Annotated in this window: 10 protein-coding genes; 1 reads left to right on the plus strand and 9 read right to left on the minus strand. The window is 47.7% G+C overall.

Translation table 11 applies throughout. The annotated features are described in order from the left end of the window. Nucleotides 1-24: 24 nt before the first annotated feature. Nucleotides 25-852 (plus strand): aldo/keto reductase, encoded by an 828-nt coding sequence (locus tag E0496_RS33290; protein ID WP_141506209.1) that lies wholly within the window; start codon nucleotides 25-27, stop codon nucleotides 850-852. Between the two features lie 614 nt (nucleotides 853-1,466). Here the strand turns inward: E0496_RS33290 and E0496_RS33295 are convergent. The 9 genes from E0496_RS33295 to E0496_RS36060 form a co-directional block, all read right to left on the minus strand. Then, complete coding sequence (locus E0496_RS33295; protein WP_141506210.1) at nucleotides 1,467-2,627, minus strand: sn-glycerol-1-phosphate dehydrogenase; 1,161 nt, start codon at nucleotides 2,625-2,627, stop codon at nucleotides 1,467-1,469. Between the two features lie 99 nt (nucleotides 2,628-2,726). Further along, the gene (locus tag E0496_RS33300; RefSeq protein ID WP_141506211.1) at nucleotides 2,727-4,610 is read right to left on the minus strand and encodes a substrate-binding domain-containing protein; all 1,884 of its coding nucleotides are present in this window, start codon (nucleotides 4,608-4,610) and stop codon (nucleotides 2,727-2,729) included. Beyond that, nucleotides 4,607-5,812, minus strand: a complete 1,206-nt coding sequence (locus E0496_RS33305; RefSeq protein ID WP_141506212.1) for a response regulator transcription factor — start codon at nucleotides 5,810-5,812, stop codon at nucleotides 4,607-4,609. Before E0496_RS33305 ends, E0496_RS33300 begins: the two co-directional genes overlap by 4 nt. A 40-nt stretch (nucleotides 5,813-5,852) precedes the next feature. Beyond that, nucleotides 5,853-7,568 carry a cache domain-containing sensor histidine kinase gene (locus tag E0496_RS33310; RefSeq protein ID WP_206669929.1) on the minus strand — a complete coding sequence of 572 codons (1,716 nt, stop codon included), beginning with the start codon at nucleotides 7,566-7,568 and terminating at the stop codon, nucleotides 5,853-5,855. Nucleotides 7,569-7,755: 187 nt separating this feature from the next. Continuing rightward, nucleotides 7,756-8,802: an ABC transporter substrate-binding protein gene (locus tag E0496_RS33315; RefSeq protein ID WP_139992511.1), complete on the minus strand. Its 1,047-nt coding sequence runs from the start codon at nucleotides 8,800-8,802 to the stop codon at nucleotides 7,756-7,758. 142 nt (nucleotides 8,803-8,944) lie between these two features. Further along, nucleotides 8,945-9,985 (minus strand): galactofuranose ABC transporter, permease protein YjfF, encoded by a 1,041-nt coding sequence (gene yjfF / locus E0496_RS33320; RefSeq protein WP_139992513.1) that lies wholly within the window; start codon nucleotides 9,983-9,985, stop codon nucleotides 8,945-8,947. Then, nucleotides 9,982-10,992, minus strand: coding sequence for an ABC transporter permease (locus E0496_RS33325; RefSeq protein ID WP_139992515.1), 1,011 nt, complete (start codon nucleotides 10,990-10,992; stop codon nucleotides 9,982-9,984). Before E0496_RS33325 ends, yjfF begins: the two co-directional genes overlap by 4 nt. Next, nucleotides 10,964-12,496: a sugar ABC transporter ATP-binding protein gene (locus tag E0496_RS33330; RefSeq protein ID WP_141506214.1), complete on the minus strand. Its 1,533-nt coding sequence runs from the start codon at nucleotides 12,494-12,496 to the stop codon at nucleotides 10,964-10,966. Before E0496_RS33330 ends, E0496_RS33325 begins: the two co-directional genes overlap by 29 nt. 198 nt (nucleotides 12,497-12,694) lie before the next feature. Further along, the gene (locus tag E0496_RS36060) at nucleotides 12,695-21,856 is read right to left on the minus strand and encodes a family 43 glycosylhydrolase (RefSeq protein ID WP_141506215.1); all 9,162 of its coding nucleotides are present in this window, start codon (nucleotides 21,854-21,856) and stop codon (nucleotides 12,695-12,697) included. Between the last annotated feature and the right edge of the window lie 194 nt (nucleotides 21,857-22,050).

Below are 22,050 nucleotides of genomic sequence, written 5' to 3' on the forward strand. Positions count from 1 at the left end.
TATTTTAAATGGAGGTATAAATCAATGACAATTGCTCGTACAGAATCTACGACGTTAAGCAATGGGGTAAAGATGCCATGGCTCGGCCTTGGCGTATGGAAAGTCAAGGATGACGGCGAAGCGGAAAGAACAGTAACATCTGCAATTGAGGCTGGCTACAGAAGCATCGATACGGCAGCCGCATACAATAATGAAACGGGCGTAGGTGCCGGCATTCGCAACAGCGGCATCGCCCGTGAAGAGATTTTTGTCACAACGAAAATTTGGAACGCGCATCAAGGATATGAATCGACACTGACTGCCTTCGAGGACAGCCGCCGCAAGCTTGGTATTGATGTTGTTGATCTTTTACTTATTCACTGGCCAGTGAAAGACAAATATACCGAAACATGGCGTGCGTTGGAGAAACTATACCGTGACGGCTACGTCCGTGCCATCGGGGTAAGCAACTTCCAAATTCATCATCTTCGGGATGTGATAGAAACTGGGGAGTTCGTTCCAATGGTCAACCAAGTAGAATACCATCCCCTACTCACGCAAAACGAGCTTCATTCCTTCGCCAAAAGCAGAAATATTCAGCTTATGGCCTGGAGCCCGCTTATGCAGGGCAATCTCGATCATGCTATTTTAGCCGACATTGGCGCCAAATATGGCAAAACGCCTGCACAGGTCGTACTGCGCTGGGATCTTCAAAACGAAGTCATTACGATTCCAAAATCAGTTACTCCTGCACGCCAGCAGGAAAATGCTGATATTTTCGACTTCGCGCTCACGCCAGAAGAAGTGGCTCAAATCAATGCGCTTAATCGCGATCAACGCTTTGGCCCGGACCCAGACAACTTTAATTTCTAGTTAAAAAAATAGATTAGCATCAATAGCGGCAGGCTAACGCATAAAATTCATGTTTTAGTCAGCCGCTTTTTTTGAAGGATGACAAATTTCCACGTTGGATCGCTGCGTTTCTTCAGAACCATGGACTCGTTTCGCCTCCCATGATTAGGTTTCGATAATCAATAGATCTACTTTATAGATCTATCTTCCACTTTCCCCCTGATTTCAGCGTAATAAGTCTATTTTTTAGATCTATTCCTCTTCAAAACCGTATTTCGAGGTCCATTTCCATTAAAAAAGCTTAAATAGATCTACTTTTTAGACCTATATATACCATTTGTTTGTTTTTTAATAATTTAAGTCTATTTTTCAGATCTATTTTTCTCCAATAAACGATGCAGCATGAAATCAAAGGACAACGTCCCCCATCATCCTTCGCGTCAAATCAAAAAACTGTCTCCGAGGCATATCGCCTTGAAGCCAGTTTTTTTGTCTCTCACTTGAATCGCTGTTGTTACCCAGCATTGTTACTGTTACGCAACATCGTTGTTGTTAAGCAGCAGCTCTACTGTTACCCAGCGCAGTATATCGCTCTAGAGTGTATACAAAGGCTGCGCAACCTTACGCTGATTCCTTTATAGCGAATTATATGCTCGCAGCAGCGTGTATCGGTTCGGGCGCACTTGATGTGCTTCTTGCAAGCTGCGCATCAGCAGCTCTGCATCAACACCAAGCTCCTCGGTGGTCGAAGGTCCGCCGACTTCCCTGAGCCAGTTCCTGATTGTTGTCTCATCCGGGAGCGCGGCAATCGCCATGCGGAGCTGCTCCGGTTTTTCCGTAAAAGCAAGACCCGCCTCCTCTGCGGCGAGGCGATGATACAGCTTCGATATTTCCGCACAGGCTACGCCAACCTTGGCGCCGTGCAGCAGCTGCCTCTTGCCAAGACGGATATATTCCATTTCCCAGAAATGGGAGAGGTGATGCTCCGCACCCGATGCGGAATGCGACTGTCCGAACAGCAGCATCGCTAGCCCCGATTCAATCAGCGCCTCTATTAAAATGCGAATGCCTTCCTGGTCGCGTCTAGCAATCCGTTCAATATTGTCGACACATTTATTCAATGCTACTTGTGTAATCTCAGCAACCTCAGCCGAATATGGCTCTCCGCCCTCTGTCGCTCCAAAGCTCCAGTCCAATAGAGACGTGAATTTGCCAAGCATATCGCCAAAGCCTGCGGCTACCATCGCAGGAGGGGCTTGAGCCAAAATTTCCAAATCGGCGAATATGGCATCAGGACCAATCGCCGCAATCGTTTTCTTCTCGCCCCGAAGGATGATGGGTGCGCCTTTCGAGTTAAATCCGTCAACGGAAGGCGCGGTCGGTACCGATACGAACGGAATACCTGCGGTATACGCGGCATAACGGGAAATATCATGGATCGTTCCCGAGCCTGCCGCAACGACCACCTGTGCCTGCTTCAGCTGAATATCGAGCAATAGCTGTACGATCGACGCTTCGTCGGCAATGACATCTCCTTGTGGGTTCGGCTTGATGAGCGTTACCTGAACCGCAATGCCTAGCGCAGTAATCGCTTCCTCCAGTGTTCTCCCTACAATTTCATACGTGATGGAATCTGCGGCAATGACAACCTGGGCATATTGTTTTTCCTTTAAATAGGGAGCAACCTCGTTAATCGCGCCTGCTTCAATCCGTAATGGATCTATTTCAATGGATCGCAGTGTTTCTGCATCGAATCCTGCAGCAATTTGTTTGACTCTCTGGATCAAGGATGACATCTGCTTCGCCTCTTCTCATTGGGATATTCTTTATTGTCCCTCTGCGAAGAGCGGCTTGTCAACTCGGCCATGCCACATTTCCCCAAATAATACCGTTTATTAATATTCCCTTCTTGCCAACGCTCGCTTCGCTGTATCCTGCGTAAATACCCCTTCCGATGTAATGATTTTCATAGGAAGCTCCTTTCCCGCCATATAATCCTTCACGGCTTTCATGAGCTGCGGCCCGAGCAGCGGATTGCACTCGACGACAAAGTTTAATTTACCGGTTCCTAGCGCCTTTAGTGCAGCCCTAGTCGCATCGATCGAAATGATTTTGATATCCTTGCCCGGCTTCAGTCCATATTGCTCAATGGCCTGAATGGCTCCAAGAGCCATGTCATCATTATGCGAATATACGACATCGATGTCTTCACCGTGTTGATCAAGCGCTTCCAACATAAGTTGCTTACCGTTTTCCAGTGTAAAATCACCTTGCAAAGATTGCACGATCTGATAGCCGCGCTCATCCTTAATAATTTCTTCAAAGCCTACCTTTCGTCCCACTGCGGGATCGGAATCCTTCGTCCCTTGAAGCTCCACAATGTTCACCTGCCCTGCGCCGGCTGCCATTTCTTGCGTGAGCCAGCGAGCCGCCCGCCTGCCTTCCTCTACGAAATCCGAGCCGATGTAGGCGGTCCATAAAGAGTCGTCGCTTACTTTCACTTCACGGTCCGAGAGAATAACGGGGATTCCGGCCTGCTTCGCTTCTTGCAGCACAACGTCCCAGCCCGTCTTCACCAATGGTGAAAACACAATAAAATCCACTTTCAAAGCGATGAATTTTCGAATCAATTCGATTTGCTTATCCTGCTGCTGAAGCGCATTCTCGTATAGCAGCTCGATTCCCTCTTCTTTAGCCGCGTGGATAACGGAATTGGTATGCGCCAGCCGCCACCCGCTTTCCAAGCCGACCTGTGCGAAACCGATTTTTATAGGCGCTGCTTCGGTTATCTGTCTTATCGGCTTCACCTTAGAGACCGACTCCAGCTCACCAAATTCATTTATGTTGTCCTTTGTAATCGGATGGCTTCTCAAAATAATTTTTTTAGGAATCCCCTTCTCTTTATTTAAAATATCGACCGCATAACGAATAGCCTCACCGCCACCTGTCGGGCTGGTAAAAGTGCCCGTAAGCGTGCCTTCCTTTACAAGGTTCAATCCGCCATTGTCACCTTTAACGCCGTCAACGCCGATAATCTTTACATCCGTTATCCCTTTTTTCTTCAAAGCAATCGAAGCGCCTAATGCCATGGCGTCATTATGGGCAAAGATGAGATCGATATCCGTATCTTTCTCCAACGATTCCAAAAGTAAATCTTCCGACTTATCGCGCTGCCAATCCGCATATAATGACTCCGCAATCACAATATCTTTACGGTCTGTCAGCGCTTCGCGGAAGCCCTCGCTGCGTTCATCTACTGTCGGCGAGCCTTTGAGCCCTAGAATCTCGACGATCCGATTATCCCCTGCTTCAAGCAGCTGCTTGGCGTATCCCGCCGCCTTGCTCCCGATGAGTCGATTATCCGTCCCGATATACAACGTATAATCATAACCCGTTACGCCGCGACCGAGTACGATAACCGGAATCTTCTCATAGATTTCAGTTATCGTAGGCGTGAGCAGAATTGGATCATCCAAAGAAATAATAAGCAAGTCAATGCCGTATCCTACCAGCTTGTGAAGATCCTCCTCCTGCTGCTTGCTGTCATTTCCTCCGTCGGTAAATATAACGCGCAGGTCTGGGTAAGCGCCCGCGTCGCGTTTAATCTCATCATTCAGCACGACGCGCCATGGCTCGTTCAGATTAGGCTGCGACACCCCGATCAAATACTTTACGCCCTCTTCGGGTATCGTTGATGTGTGGTTGCTGCAGGAATATAGACTTAAAAGCGCCATGAAGGCAACGAAAAAAAATACTATTTTGTACCTTGCTTCCTTCATGTCCAGCTTCCTTTGCGGTAGGAGTTTGGAGAAACGCCTGTTTTTTTCTTGAACGCGTTGCTGAAGTAATGCTGGCTGTTATAGCCGACCTTTTCTGCGATTTCATATACCTTATAGCTGGTATCATTCATAAGCAGCACTGCATGCTTAATCCGCACGTCCGTCAAATAATCAATGAACGAAGCGCCAATCTCTTTCTTCAGAAGCTTGCTTAGATAGGTCGGGCTTACTCTCACTTGGTCAGCCACCTCCTGCAAAGAAAGGTTCGGCATCGCATAAGCCTGCTCAACGAACTTCTTCGCTAATAGCACAACAGGCGACAAGCTGCCCTTCGCATTGATTCCCTTCACAAGCTCGTTATAAATACGGTCGGCGTGCAAGAAGCCGTCCTGCATAACTCTATCCATGTGAATGACCATTCGCGCTAATATTTCTTCAAACTTCGTCTGAATGGCCATACACTGCTTCATCCATTCACTTTCATCTGCAATTGGCGAGAAAATGACAATATACCCCTTCTCATCCTCGAACACGATATGTGTTCCGCTATCCGCTAACAGATCCTCTATGATGTTTCTGGAAGCAAATTCGAGCAAATCCTTGCCCCATTCCTTTTTCACCGTACCAACGTTAGTGCCTTGCACGACCTTGAATACGGCCATCCGGGTTGATGCATGAATCGGGAGCTGCAAATATTCAATATTTTTCACAACCTCTTCAGACTCCAACAATCCATTCATCCATCTCCGCAAAAAATGGTCACGAATCAGCAGCGAATTGCTTTGCAGCTGCTTGCTCGTAAATGCATGGAACTCTTCTTTTATTTTATTTTTCTCGAGCTCAATGACAGCGCGTTCAATTAATTCCTTAAGCTGGGACTTGACCACCGGTTTTAAAACATAATCAAATACGTTCAGCTTTACGGCTTTCTGTGCATATGTAAATTCATCATAACCGGTGATTACGACGACCAGGCATTTATGCTCAAGCTGCAGCTGCTCGACGAATGCCAATCCGTCCAGAAACGGCATGTTAATATCAACAAATATAAGATCCGGCTTCGTTGCCTTGGCAACCTCTAGCGCCTCGATCCCATCCTCTGCTTCGCCAACGACCTCAATGCCCAGCTCTTCCCATGGCAGCACCTGCAGCAGGCCTCTTCTTATTCTTGGCTCATCATCAGCGATGACTAATTTCCACATGCTGTTCTCCTCCTTCTGTGAGTAACAAGCTCTTTCAGCCTCAATCGTTGTTTACCGGCAGATAAACATTTATTCTTGTGCCTACGCCATATTCGCTCTTCACTTCAATCCCGTAGGACGGACCGTATGTAAGGCGGATTCGCTCATTGACATTGAATAAACCAAACCCGTTTTTATGTTCTGGATTGCTTGAATCCTTCAAGCCCTGCTCAAGAAGCTCCAGCTGCTCCGGCTTCATGCCCTGCCCGTTGTCGATAACCGACAAGACAAGGTGATTGTCGATATGTACCGTTTCAATCCGAATATGGCCTTTTCCCTTTTTCATTTTGATGCCATGATAGATCGCATTCTCGACGAGCGGTTGAAGAATAAGCTTCAATAAGCGGTTATATTTCAAGCTCTCGGGTATTTCTTGAATCTCGTAGCTAATCTTGCTCTCATACCGCATCATTTGAATAATAAGATAGCTATCCACATGCTTGATCTCATCTTCGAGAAAGATCATTTCGTTTCCTTTGCTTAAACCAATTCGGAACAGATTGGTCAGCGCGATTATAATCTCAACAATATCGTCGGCCCCTCTGTCCTGTGCCATCCACTGAATCGTATCAAGCGTGTTATACAGAAAATGCGGCTTTATCTGTTCTTGCAGCACCTTGAGCTCTGCTTCCCTCTTCTCTTTCTGCTCGGTATAGACCATATGGATCAGCTGCTCGATCTCCTGTACCATTTTGTTGAAGCTGTCGCCCAATTGGCCGATTTCATCCTTCGAGCCGCCTTTGAACCGCAGATGGAGCTCACCCTCCTCCACACGGTGCATAATGCGCCGCAGCTTGCGTACCGGATTAATGATCGAATTCGTAAAGAACCAAGAGACGATAATTGCTAAAATGATCGTGAGCAGCACGACGATAACGGTATACAGTTGCCATTTGATGACCACCGATTTGGATTCATCCAATGGAAAGACGCTGACGATCTTCCAATTCGTGCGCTCGAACCGATCCTGCATGATTTGAAAGGCTCGATTGTTGATCTTTTTCTCCATGCTCGTGTAACCGCTTTCCAACCACTCGTTGTCAATCCTGTAAACAATCAAGTTAACCGGTGAATATACAATGCCCCCGTGCGAATCGGTAATATAGACGAACCCACTTTTTCCTAATGACACGGACTCAATCGTTTTTTGAAAAATGCTTAGCTCCATATCCAGCAATATAACGCCTAGCACCTCATTCGTGTGCGGATCCTTAATCGCCTTTACAAAAGACAGCACTTGATCGGCACTGTAATTGTATTCCGATTTAATGTTCCTTCCAATAGGCTTGCTGATCAGCAGCAGCTCATCGGGCTTAGCAACCGCTTCCTTGTACCAGCTCTCCGAGGTTAACGGGTCCCGAATGATTCTCTCCAGTCTATTGCTGACATACTGATCCTTTTTATTCACGATTAGCAGGCCTGCGATTTCGCGATGCCTTCGTTCGTACATGGCGATAACCTTTTCAATGTCGGCTTCTCGAGCGCCTGTGACATCCGCCCCCGTTACAAGCCCTTCACTGAAAAAAGACATCACGTTGTTGTCGTCCGCGACATAAGCCAGAATATTTTCCATTTCATCGAAATAATACACAATGTTATTTTTAACTTGCTTCATCATCTGAATCGTATGTTCATTCGTCGTATCTTCAATGGAACGTTTATAAACCCCCGTGCCAACTGCGCTTAACGTAACGATCGACAATAATATAATAATCACAAAATAAATGAGAAGCTTGAACCTAATACTGCGATTTTGAAATCGTTGGATAATCTCCAAGCGTTTGATTCCTGCAAACACGTTCTCACCTATTTCTTTTTAATCTCAGTATATATCGACTTTTTTTGATGGGAAACAACAAATTGCAAAGGGGCATGGGCCCCTTTGCAATTTGTTGCATTCGAGATTAATAGAGGCGGTTCGGCAATGCATCGATCGCTTTTTGGCCGAAGTAAACATCCTCGTCTGATTTGATCCATTTTTCCAACGTTTTGCCTTCTTTGAAGTCAAGAATGGCTTGTTTCAATTGAGGCCCTAGCAACGGATTGCACTCAACGGTAACATTCAACTTCCCGTCGCGGATGGCTTCAAACGCCGGTTTGATTCCGTCCACCGATACAACGAAAATGTCTGTTCCCGGCTTCAAGCCGTACTCTTCAATCGCTTGAATCGCCCCAAGCGCCATGTCATCGTTATGTGCGTAAACCGCTTGAATATTTTTGCCATCGGATTTCAAGAAGGCTTCCATAACTTCTTTGCCCTTCGCACGGGTAAAGTCACCGGATTGGGATTTAATGATTTTGTAGTTAGGGTTGCCGTCAACAATTTCTTTGAATCCCTTTTGGCGGTCATTCGCAGCGCTCGCGCCAACCGTTCCTTGAAGCTCAACGATGTTTACTTGCTTGTCAGCGCCAAGCAGCTCCATCATCGTTTTTGCTGCATTTTGTCCTTCAAGCACGAAATCGGAACCGATAAATGAAGTGTAAAGCGACTCATCGCTTACTTTTACTGTACGGTCAAGCAGAAATACGGGAATGTTTGCAGCTTTTGCTTCTTCCAGCACCGTTTCCCAGCCTGATTCAACGACTGGCGCAAGCGCGATGGCGTCTACTTTCTGGGAGATGAAGGTGCGGATCGCTTTAATTTGATTCTCTTGTTTTTGCTGGGCATCGGAGAACTTCAGCTCGAACTGCGCGTCGCTGCCGAAGGTGTCCTTGATCGATTGCGTTTCAGCATCCCGCCAACCGCTCTCCGCACCGATCTGCGAGAAGCCCAGGACGATCTTTTTGTCCGATCCTTTGTCTTCTGGCGCAGGAGCCGTCGTCTCCGTCCCTGCATTCGTTGCCGCAGTCCCTCCATTATTGTTAGCTGCATTGCCGCTGCATGCCGATAGCAGAAGCCCCACCGCTAACACCGTTGTCATGACAAAAGAACTCTTTTTAAACTTAAACATTTTTTGTTCCTCCCTTTATATGCTGTGTGTTGATTACATTATTAATATAATTCGTTTCAATTTTATTGTATTTAGATAATAACGTTATATTTTGCTAAATTCGGCACTATCTGTAATTCGTGATTATGATTTATTCATAACTTTAAACCGAAGCCGGCGCTCGACGATCCCCGCCGTTTGGGGCTGGTTTCCCCGCAGCATGGCTGATGATGCGCCGTCTTTGCCTGCGGATAACGATTACCCTTTGCAGAAGAATAAACAGGAATAATAGGAAGCCCACTGCAATTTTGGTCCACCATGAGCTCAGCGTGCCCTGATACATGACAATGGTTTGAATAATGCCGGAGCAGATAACGCCTAATAAAGGACCAACCAAGTAGCCAAAACCACCCGTGAGCAGAATGCCCCCGATGACGCAAGCGGCAATCGCATCCATCTCCATTCCCATTAAATGAAGATTGTAGCCGGACAACATGTAGAAGGTAAATACAATGCCGCCAAGCGCAGAACAGAAACCGCTAATGGTGTATACCAATACGGTTATGCGAGGAACCGGCAGGCCCATGAGCACTGCTGAGCGCTCGCTGCCTCCGATAGCAAATACCGCCCTGCCGAATTCCGTGTATTTGGCGACATAGATAGCGATAGCGACGACCGCGAGTGCGATTACGACGCTCACCGAGATGAAGTTGGACCCGACCAGATTGATTTTGAATTTGGAAATGGCGGTATACGTTGCATTCTCGATGACGATGCTTTGCGTGGTTATGAAATAGCTCGCCCCTCTCGCAAGAAACATGCCTGCGAGGGTAACAATCCAAGGGTGGAGGTCGAAGCGTTGAATCAAGTAACCTTGCGCAGCTCCGAACAAAATGCCGATGAGCAAGCAAATGGCCATAACCGCGTATGCATTCATGCCCTCCTGCAGCAGCGCAGCCGATACGACGCTTACGAATGCAACGACTGAAGCAACGGACAAATCGATTCCGCCTGTAATAATAACGAAAGCAAGCCCCGTCGCAACGATAATCAGATAAGCGTTATCAATAAATAGATTGAAGAAAACCTGCCATGTGAAAAATCCGGTGTAGAGGACTGAGCCGGCACCGTATAATAAAATAATAAGCAGCAATGTCGAGAGAATAATAATATTGTTCTGATTGATTCGAAGATTCAGCTTCATCCTGCCACCGCCTGTTTATTCTTCTGCTGGAACACTCGTCTGAAACGGTCGGATTGCATCAAGCTTACAACGATAACAACAATAGCTTTCACAACCATAATGCGTTCAGGCGGTACCCCCATGGAGTAGATCGTTGTCGTTAGTGACTGAATGAACAAAGCCCCGATTACCGTACCGGCAAGGAAGAATCGTCCTCCCCGCATGGAGGTTCCGCCAATAACGACCGCCAAGATCGCATCCAGCTCAATCCATAAGCCTGCATTATTCGCATCCGCACTGCTAATATTCGAGCTGACAAGCAGTCCTGCAATCGCAGCGCAGAGGCCGCAAACGATGTAAACGAATAAGTATATTTTCCGGGGCTCAACGCCCGCATACTCACTGGATATTTTATTTGTGCCCGTTGCCTCAAGGAAAAGCCCAAGAGCGGTACGCTTTTTCAAATACAGAACAAAGAGAAACACGAATGCTGCGATAAAGATGGAGAAAGGCAAGCCTAAGAAAAACCCTTTACCGATGAAACCAAAAGCTTTATCGTCGGTAGTAAGCACCTTGCCTTCCGTTATTAATTGTGCGATTCCTCGGCCCACGGTCATGAGAATTAAAGTCCCAACCATGGGCTGTATGCCCAGGTAAGCGATCAACAAGCCATTCCATAAGCCGCATAATACCCCGACGATCAAAGCGGCGACTATGGCAAGCCAAAGCGGTACGACGCCAAGCAGGGAGATGGCAACCGCACCCGCTATCGCCAGAACGGAGCCGACCGAGATATCGATGCCTTCCTTCGCAATAACAAGCGTCATGCCAATGGCAATAACCATAATGGGTGCAGCGCGATTCAAAATATCGATCAAGCTTCCGAAGAGATGGCCGTTTTTGATTTCGATATTAAAAAAACCTGGAACAAAAAATAAGTTGAACAACAAGATGGCGGCTAAAGCCGTAATTGGCCAAATGATTTTGGTATGCATGATACTAGCTGCCCGTTTGCGAATACTGCTCATGTGAACCGCCTCCTTCTGCAATCATCTTCATAATATTGGTTTCCGTCATGTGATCGCCGCTAATTTCGCCTACCTGCATCCGGTCGCGCAGCACGACGATCCGATCCGCGCATTCAATCATTTCTTGAAGCTCAGAGGAGATAATTAAGATCGAAAGCCCCGACTTCGCCAGATCCAAGATCAGCTTGCGAATCTCGCCTTTGGAGCCAACGTCAATCCCCCTTGTCGGTTCATCGAGAATGAGCAGGCTTGGTTCCGTAGCGAGCCACCGCGCCAAAATAACCTTCTGTTGATTGCCGCCGCTTAAATTATCGATACGCTGCTCCATGCTAGGCGTCTTGATTCGAAGCAGCTCGATAAATTTGCGCGCAATTTCCTGCTGTTTTTTTAAAGGGATATAGTTGAAAATGCCCTTTTTCGCCTGAAGCGCGAGCACAATATTTTCGCGTATCGTCAGCTCGCCCACAATGCCTGCTACTTTCCGATCCTCCGGGCAGAAGCCTACTCCCTTCCGGATGGCCTTCTTCGGATTCATCGACTGGAACGTCTCCGACCCCAGCGTCAGAATGCCGCTGTCGGACTGGTCAATGCCAAAGATGAGATTGGCGAACTCCGAACGGCCCGATCCGAGCAAGCCAGCAAGTCCGACAACCTCTCCCTTCTTGACAGATAAGCTGACCGGTTTCACGGAACCCGCTCTCGTTAAAGCTTGGGTAGACATCGTGACTTCAGAGGTATAGCTCTGCTCCTTTTTACGATGCTCGTCCTCTTCTCTCCATTCACGGCCGATCATATTCGATACGAGACTGCTCTTGGACAGCTTGCTCGTCTCATATTCACCGACTAAAGCGCCATTGCGCAAAATCGTGATCCGATCGGTGATATCGTAAACCTGGTCCAGGAAGTGGGTGACAAACACGATTCCCATCCCCTCGTCGCGAAGCTTGCGCATGACATCGAACAATTGCTGCACCTCTTGATTGTCCAAGCTGGAGGTGGGCTCATCGAGAATAAGAACGCCGCTGGACATGTCAACCGCTCTCGCAATCGCAACCATTTGCTGTATGGCGACCGAGAAATCCGACAGCGGCTGCTTCACATCCAGATTTAAATTCAACCGTTTCAGCAAGCGCTCGCTGTCCTCGTTCATCCGTTTCCAATCGATCGAGCCTCTACGCTTCGGCACGCGGCCGATATACAAATTTTCTGCCACAGACAAATTAGGGCATAAATTAATTTCCTGATACACCGTACTGATTCCAAGCATTTGCGCCTCTTGCGGCGACTTTGCCGAAATCAGTCTCCCATTCAATTTCACTTCACCTATATCCATCGCGTGCACGCCAGTCAGCACTTTTATCAAGGTAGATTTCCCCGCGCCATTCTCGCCCATCAATGCGTGAACCTCTCCTTTTCGCAAGGTGAAGTTTACGCCGCTAAGCGCTTTAACGCCGGGAAAGGTTTTGCTTACGTCATCCATCTTCAGTAGAACGTTTCCGCTCATTAGGCCACTCCTTCCTCTATGAACACTCTATTTTTATGATCAATTATCATTTTACGGATTCAAGCAGCCATTGTATTTACACGCAAAAGCTATTTTATACATTATTCGGTCCTTTTCCTTGATCCGAAATAAGCAAATAAGCGCCGCCTCCCGCATAGATCTGCGAGGGGCGACGCTTAAAGATAACGAAAGCTTAGATTAAGGAATCAGCTTAAATAGGCCATAAACAATCTTGGCTGCTTCTGCTCTCGAAGCATGATCCTTTGGTGCAAAGCGGCTAGCGCCTTTTCCATTAATAATGCCTGCGGCCTGCATTGCGCTAACACTCTCTGCAGCGAATGCGGCAATGGTCGATTGATCGGCAAATGGATTCGTTTCTTCTGAAGAAGAAAGGTTTACGGCAGCAAGCTTCGATGTGCGATAGGCCATAGCCGCCATCTCTTCTCGCGTAATTTCATCATTTACGCCAAAGCTGCCATCCGTTTTGCCATTCACAATGCCAAGCGTTTGGGCTAGCGCCACGGCTTGGTAATACCATGCTTCTTGCGACACGTCGCTAAACGTGCTTGCCGCGCTGCTGTCAGTGAAGGCAAACGCGTTCATCAGCATCGTAATGAATTGAGCTCTCGTTACTTTGCTGCTCGGAGCAAACAATTGGTTGCCGACGCCATTCACAATTTCACGAGCTGCCAATGCATGAATGCTTTCTTGCGCCCAAGCGACTTGGGAAAGATCCGTGAAAGCAACAGGCTTGTATACGGCAGCGTATTTACCTGAATGCCCGGCTTCAAATACTACTTTCCCTGTTTCAGCATCGTATTTGGCATGCTTAATTAGAGACAGCTTTCCTTGGTCATCGATGTAATAAATGACGACTTGATTAGGATTTTCATTCGGCAGCAGCTTATAATCAAGCGATACTTTAAGCCATTTATCGCCCAAGTCAGATTGCTTGCCTCCATTAACGCTTAGCGTAATCGCATAGACAGGCTTATCGCCGATTACGGCAGCCGCTTCGGAAGATAAACTTTGTTTGTTAACCCCGGACAAAGAGAGAGCAATGACTGCAGCTTTATCCAGTCCTGGAGCTATTGGTCCAGTCTTTAGGTTAAACGTTGTGGAACCAAACACAATCTCTACGTTCTCAATTCCCTTCTGCTTGGCTGCTTCAAGCTGGCCCGCAGTCAGTGATAGAATGACTTCTTTAGCAGTATCTGCATTTTGTAGCATAATCGTCACGGACTTATTCACCGCTTGGGCAAGTACCGCTTCGAAATCCGCTTGTGCTACTTTCAGAAGCAGCTGTCCGTTTTCATTCGGCTTAATCGCAGGCAAGGTCAGTACATGACCTTCAACCTTTGCAACCGGCTCCGGTGCAGAACCTCCTCCGCTAGGCTGCTCTCCGCCATTGCCTGGGTTTTCTGAATCCTTTTGTCCGGAAATGGTAACGGCAATCGTACCGAAGACGGACGGACGGCCAGCGGAGACCGCTTTTACCGTAACGACCCCATCGTTTAAAGCCGTCAATAGACCCGTTTGCGAAATCGATGCTGCTTGCTCCCCGCTTTCGATCAACCATTGTACTTGTTTGTTCGTAGCGTCAATCGGAAGTACCGATGCATTCAGCTGGAGTGTACCGCCTTTTGTTGTAATCGCAGCAGCACCGCCTTGGCCGTTGATGACAATAGATTCAACCTCAATCTCCTTGTAATTAGAAGGCATGCGCTGCGGCGTCATCGTTGGACCCCACACTTCCATTAAGTCAGGGCCGTTCGCCTGCGGAACGAATTGTACGCGGTCAATCGCAAGCTTTCTTGGCTCTGTTTGGCCAATTCCATAATGCACATGATAAACCATAAACAATTCTTTCCCGTCAGGGGATTTCACGAGCGAGTGATGCCCTGCTCCCGGCACGAGCTCATTAGCTTTCATAATCGGATTGAACTCGTATTTGGTCCACGGCCCAGTAGGCGTAGGAGCAGTCGCATAGCCTACTCCGTAATCAGGGCTTTGGAAATGGTTTCCTGAATACGTCATGTAATAAGTTCCCTTGTGTTTAATGACAAATGGGCCTTCATTAATGCTAGCGACCGGCTGCTTCTGGCTTTTCTCCCAAGCCTGCGTCGGCGCAAATACAAATTGAACCGTATCTTCTTTGATTGTTTTCATATCATCGTTCATTTCAGCAACCATAATATGGTTATCATTATTGAAACGAACAAAGTACATATAGGTTTTCCCGTCTTCATCCGTAAAGATATGCGCGTCAATCTCAGGCGTATTCAGATGGATAGGCGCTTGTACCTCTTGAACAAAAGGTCCGAGCGGCGAATCGCTTGTGGCAACGGCGAGACGTTCCTCAACGGCATAGTACATATAGAATGTACCGTTTTTCTCAATGACCTCCGGCGCCCAGAAGCGGTTGTTACCCCATGAATTTTTGTTTTCCAGCGCATAACCATGCTCCTGCCAGTTAGCAAGATCCGATGACGAATACACCTTAATGCCATTTGGCATATTCGGATAATCGGCGGTATTCGTACCGTACAGGTAATAGACGCCTTCATAGAACAACACATGCGGATCAGCAATATCAGGAAGCTGTTCCGTATTCGTATAGGTTGGGCCTGTGAGCGTTTCCGCGTAAGCGCTAACCTTCACATTGTCAAACTGTGCTTTGGCATTAAACGTTCTAAAGCCAATGGAGCTTGTTGCAAGGTGGGTCGATTCCGCTACGTCAAACTTAGGATACGGATTGACATTCAGCGGGTTGTCATTGATGTAAACCTGGATGTGGTCTTCACTCGCAATAATTTTAATGGTATACCATTCGTTTGCTTGAATCGGAAGATTTCTTGTTGCGAGCTCTCTCCACTTCCCGTTTGTGAAACTGCCTAAGACAGCAGACTTGTTCGCCGCATTAATGCCCACATAATAACCGTCCAATGCATCAGGGCCCACGGCTGGGTTAGAAGCTCTAAATACCAGTCCGGCTTCCGTTCCGCTAACAATCTTCACGTCCGTTTCCAACACGTAATCGGTAAAGTTCATGCTATTCAGGATGGCTTTGTAGCCCGCTCCGCTCGATACCGTATAGGCACCCTCGCTTTCTGACCATACGCCGCCGTAAGTGCTCCATTCGGTAGGATCTAAACTGGAGAAATCTTCACTGTACAGCACTTCACCCGGCTTAATCGACCCTACTACCGTGACGGTAGCTCGCGAAGTGAAATCCCCATTTTTAGAAGTTGCCTTAATGACTGCTCTGCCTGGCGATACGCCAACAACTAATCCTGTTTCACTTACAGTCGCAATGCTTTCATTAGAAGATGACCATGTTACATCGGACCCGCTCTTGCCTTCATTCACGAGCTGAATCTTCTCGCCAGCCTGCAAATGGGCTGATTTCGGTGCGAGATCAACGCCTCCCTCGATCGTTCTAACCGCGATATAATCAAAAGTCGCATCGATAGGATCGTTAGGCGCAACGACATTACTCGCGAAAAACCCGACTTTTATTGAGCTTAAGTCAACGGTCATTGCATCAGCAGCTTGAATCCATTCATAGCCGTTCCAGTAATAAGTCGTATACACATTGCCTAATTTTTTAATTTTCAGCGTGAGTGTATCGCCTCCAGGATGATTAACGAAATTAGTTGCCTTTTGGTATTTCCGGTCTATTTCGTACGCGGTTTCGATAATTTGGCCGCTAGCCCACACATGGGACAGCTTCACAAAATGGTCGGCATCCTGCCATACGATCAAGCCTGCTTGCTGATGGTTTTTGGTAACTGGGGCCGTCAGCTTCGTTACCAATTCGAAATCGCTGCCTGCCGCAACATTTTTCAAGAACACATTATTTAATGAGTTGTTATCTTGATAAATATCCGTAGCCGTTGTTCGCAGCGTCATAAAGCCAGGGTTTTTCGTCAAGCTCCAGTTAGAAGCAAGCTCTTGGTACACCGACCAATCCTTATTCAGCTCGGGAGCATCAAAATGATCCACTATAAATGCAGAAAGATTAGGCTCCTGCGACTCAGGCAGTACGTTAACCGTGCTTTCTGCTAAAATGCTTTCATTCGCTGCGCTTACCACGCGGATTTGCGCCGTTCCCGGCTGTTTCGCAGCGATCTCAAACATTGTGCGTCCTGTCAATGAATCCTTGCCCACAATAGCCGCTGTCGCTACATTCGGATTGGAAGAGGTAATCGTTACATTCTTATCCGAAATCATCATTGGCTTGATGGTTGAAGTAAGCGCCGTTACAGTTCCAATGGCTACATTAAGAACGGACTTATCCAAGCTAAGCGATTCAATTGGAAGCTTATTGGCTGGTTCCGCCACAAGACGTTCAAGTACGATATAGTCAATCTGAGCAAAATTCGTTTTCTTCGAAAGCCGGATTGTGTTCGATCCCGCTTCCAACGTCACATCGACGGAGGACGGATTCGTATGGCCCCAGCCAAAGTTTCTGTAAGCGATGGCTTGCCCCTTCGTCCCGTTCACGGATACGTCATGCTCGGCAATGGCACCGCCTGAGCTTCCATTCTCAGCCATGACGATCAAGCTGTATTCTCCGGCACTAGCCGCTTCGACGTTAAATTCTACAAAGTCGTTGCCTGCTGCATCGAGCTGTCCTACAACTTTCCCGCCAGAGCTGTTCTCCGATTGGACGACAGCTGCGCTGCCATGAAGCACGGCATCCTCTGCTTCATACCTATGGCGATCAACCAATGGCGTGCCGCTTGGCTGTTCCACCAGCGCATTGTAAGCAACTGGCGTTCCAAAATTCGGCGTGCCATCCGCATTCCAAGTAAATTTCTGTGCTCTTACGCTCCGATTCCCCCAGCTTCCGCCCGACTTCATGGTCGCGTGGTAAACGATCCAATCCTCTTTCCCATCAGGCGAGGTTGTAAACGTGTTATGCCCCGGTCCGAAACTCATTGGCGCTTTGGTGAATACGGGTCCTCTTTTTGCCCACGATGCGGCATTAAGCAGGTTACCGTCTGTGTTGGTAAGCATGCCTAGCGTGTACTCATCGGTCCAGCTTCCGCTAGCGGAGTATACAATGAACACCTTGCCATCCTTTTTCAATATTTCCGGTCCTTCGTTAATGTATGGCGAGCCATTCAACTCCCATGGTTTTTCAGGGGTAGAAAGTAATACTCTTGGTCCGTTTATCGTCCATGGATTGCTCATTGGCGCAATATAAAGGTTCTGCCTTACATTCGTATTGCCTTCCCATCCTGACCATACAAAATACAAGGATTGGTTGTCAGCTTGCAAGACCGCGCCGTCAATTGCCCATTTGTCAGTTGAATCAGCGACTTTTCCTTTGAAAGTGTAGGTTCCTTGCGGATCCTGCGAGTTGCCTTCCAAGGCATACATACGATGGTTGTTGTTGTTTCCGTCATCCGCAGCAAAATAGATATACCATTTTCCATTAATATACTGCAGCTCCGGTGCCCAAATTTCTTTCGAATACATCGTTCCTGCAGGCGGCGTATAAACGGTTACCCGTGGAGATGATCCGATATCTTCCAAGCGTTTGGCTTTGGCAACGACAAGTGACGTGTCATTATCTGATTTTGCATAATAATAATAGCCATCCTTGAATACGATCGTCGGGTCTGCGGAGCCCGCGGGTCCCGATACCGGTACGATCGGATTAGTAAAGGTCGTTGCGGCTTGCACCGTTACCGCTGCAGCAGCAGAGAATCCGCCATCGGCTGAAGTCACCGTAATCGTGGCCGTACCCTCGGCTATTCCCTTTACAATGCCATCTGTTCCGACATGGGCAATGCCTGGTTTGCTGGAGCTCCAGGTCAACTGCTGGTTCGAGGCATTTACCGGCTTAAGCGTCGCTAGCAGCGTCTCTTTTTGCCCAACCTTTACCGTAATTGCAGAAGGCGTCAAGCTCACTGATTCAACCGGTATCTCCGAATAAACCGGCAGCAACACTTGTTTCGCCAGGTTTGGCCCCGCCCATTTCACGTGCATGCTCGCATCTCCGGCAGCATGGACATACTCGATCGTCACGGCCAGTTTTTCTCCGCGTGTCAGCGCGATCGTCCCGCTCACTTCTTCTCTGGCATGTGATTGCTTGTCGATGACTTGAATATCGTCAATCCATACTCTTGCGATGTTGTCGCTGTCTGCAAAAATCGTATAATTGCCTGTTGCTCCGGGCTGGATCGTCCCTGTCCACCGGATCGAGAAGTTATCCTCGCCAATGCCTACGGATGAATCAGGCGATCCCGTTCCTCTCTCATTGCCAAGGTCGAAATCAACACGCGGGGTGATCGATTTCTTGACGGGCTGTTCGAAGTTGCTGTCTTTAAAATACTGTACGCCGAAGATCGGCAGCGTATCGTAGGCATCGCCTACCAAAGCTTTAATATCATTGACATCCCAAGGATGGCCGTCTGGATAAACAACACCATGGAATGGCACGGCCGGCTCTTCCGTTAGCGGATTCACATCGCTTCCCCAAGGGAATCTTGTGTTATCACGGCCAATCCCGAGTGACCACATGACAAAGCCCAATCCTTTCTTGCCGAAATTGTTGACTACTCCCGGAACCGATTGCGTTAGACGATTCATGACCTCATCGGCAAGCACGCCTTGATTTGGCCCGTATCTGTCCGGATAGGTAGGGTAATCGGATTCATAGGGATGGTACGTAATGAAGTCAGAGAACGGTCCGCCCGAGAATTGGCCTCCTGTGGAGGTAACCGGGATCGTGGAGCCCGTTTCCTTAATCCAAATTCGAGAATCGTTCATTATTTGTTTCGTAACGGTGTCCATCAAGCCGCTTTCGCCATTGCTTGGCTCGTTGTAGACGTTCCACACCGCAATTCGATCATCGTTCTTAAATGCGCCTACTACACCTTGCACGTAAGCTTTGAGCTTCTCCTTGTTGGCCGCATAATCTGCTTTCACCGTATCGCCTGGAGCTTCGACCCATTGGCTGTTATGCGCGCCGTATCTAGGTTTTGGCTGATCGCCCCAAACCGGGAAATCGCCCCAGCAATCGTCAAAAAATACGAGCTCGACTTTAATGCCATATTGATCTGCTAAGGAAAGGAAATCTTCTAGGTTAGCTAAGAAATTCACCTGGTCATTTTCCCACAATAAGTTATGCATAAATACCCTTACGAAATTAATGCCATACGTTTTGGCATAGGAGAGCTCGCGATCATTAATTTCATGGTCATAGCTGCGCCATTGCTCAATTTGATTGACTGCGCTAGTCGGAACGAAGACGGCGCCTTGTACCCATGACCAGTCAAATACAGGCAGCGTTACCGCCCCGGTGTCCGTGACTTTAATATTGTCATAGGCTGCGTCTACGAGAAACGTTCTAAGGCCGATTGCGCCTTGCGTATACGTACGGTCTACTACGCTGACTACAACCTCGTCATTGATATATACCTCGATGTTACTTCCTTCAGCAACTACCTTTAACCGGTAGACCGTATTTTGGCTGATCGGATAAGGAATGGAGGCCAGCTCTGTCCAATTGTTGTTGAACTTCCCAACCTGAACACGCCCATTCACGGCTATACCCGCAAAGTAGCCTTTAAGGTTGTCCGTACCAACCGTAGGATCGCTGACTCTGAAAAGCACACCCGCGTTTTCGTCTCTTTCGCCCTTGCTTACAGAGATATCCGTTTCGTAGGTGAAATTGCTGTAATTGGTGTTATTTGCAATAGATTTGAAACCTGAGCCTTCGCCTACTTTATATTTCCCGTCGGTCACGCTCCAAGAACCGCCATAGGTTGTCCAACCCGTTGCGTTCCCGCTGTCAAAGCCTTCATTAAAAGTTGCTGCTTTGCTCGTTAAGCTCGTCAATTTAAAGTTATCGTAAGTAACAAGATTGTTATCGTTCCAAGCTCTAAGCCCGATCTTGCCTGCTTGATACTCCGTATCCGCGAATTGATACTCCAATTTGCCATTCACATAAATGTAATAGGTTGAACCGTAGCCCACCACTTTCAAATGGTTGTTCTGGTTTGGATAAACGGCCGCGAATGATTTTGCAATTCCCGTCCAGCTTCCGCTGCCATTATTACCGGCTGCATTCATTTTCCCGACTTCTAGCGTTCCGTCTGCAGCAATTCCCGCGTAATAGCCGCTCATCTTATCCGCACCGTTGCCAGCATCGGTAACCCTGAATATGAAGCCGCTGTTTTGCCAGCTTGCATAAGGATTAATATCGGCCTCTACGATGAAATGCTCCGGCGATGCATCAAGCAGCGCCTTGTCGCCCCTGCTGTTCGTTACTTGGTATTTGCCGCCAACCGCTTGCCAATTCGCTGTTTGTGTACCGGTAAAGGTTGACCACTGCTGGGTAAGCCCATTGTCGAAATCATCCTTTAATTCCCCGTCGCTTCTAGCGATGACATAAGCTGCTTCCACCGTATCCGACACCGTTTCTCCTGCTTTCTCCGCATAGGCACGAATATTCGTGACCGTCCCTACTGTAATTGGAGAAGTATAAAGGGGAGAATTCCCGTTTGGATGACTACCGTCAGTCGTATAACGAATCGTTGCCCCAACCGATGCCGAAGTGATTGAAACCGTTTGCAACGAATCGTACTGCCCTGGCGCAATGCTGAACTCCGGTGCGGCTGTTGTCTGCTCGAAGCGCTCTCTAACGACGATATTATCTACCGTAGAGGTTCCCCACCAGGTCCGAAGCCCGATTTGGCCGCCTTCCGTAATTTGTCTGCCGTCATTATCGATCAAGTCAATCACTGGCGTGACCATGTCATTCAGGAAGACTTGAAAATGGTTACCGATTGCGACCACTTTGACATGGCCTTGGTTCCACTTGACCGGAACGATCTTCAGCTCCTTCCACTCATCGCCATTACCTGTTACTCTTCCGAGCGTCATTTTCTTGTCAACCGTTAATGCCGCGTAATAGCCCGTATAGCCGTCAGCCACATTATCCGATACGTTATTTACTCTGAAGAGCAGCCCTGTGCCATCTGAATTGATGCCTCCGATTTTCAGATCAGCTTCATATTGTAAGTTTTGAAAATAAGTGCTGGATGCTACCGTTTTGGCACCGGGAGAACCGTTAATCCGATACTGCTTTGCCGAATTCACCTCCCAAACGCCGCGATTTTGCGGATCCATGGATCCATATGAGGTCCATCCCTCTGCATCCCCGTCATTAAAGTCCTCAATAAAAATGCTCTGTACTGCTGCAGCTGCTGTTAATGCTTCTGTCGCTGATTCCGCTGCTGCCATTTTTGCCGGCGGCAGGAATGAAACGAACAAACTCACACATAGCATTAACGCCATAGCTTTGCGAAGCGATTGTTTCGCACCGATTACTGAAATTTTCACCGTATTCTTTCCTCCTGTTTCGTCAATTGTCGTTCAACCATGGTTAAACCTTGACGCTTACCAAGTCTTAAGCCTTACTCTCCTCGCCATAGGTAAGCCATGGTTCATTCATTATAGAGGATTCTTTTCCGTATAGTATTTATAATAAACAGTCTTTATTTATATATTTCCGCTCTAAAAAACGAGAATGATAT

The organism is Paenibacillus luteus (assembly GCF_006542765.1).
Lineage (GTDB): Bacteria > Bacillota > Bacilli > Paenibacillales > Paenibacillaceae > Pristimantibacillus > Pristimantibacillus luteus.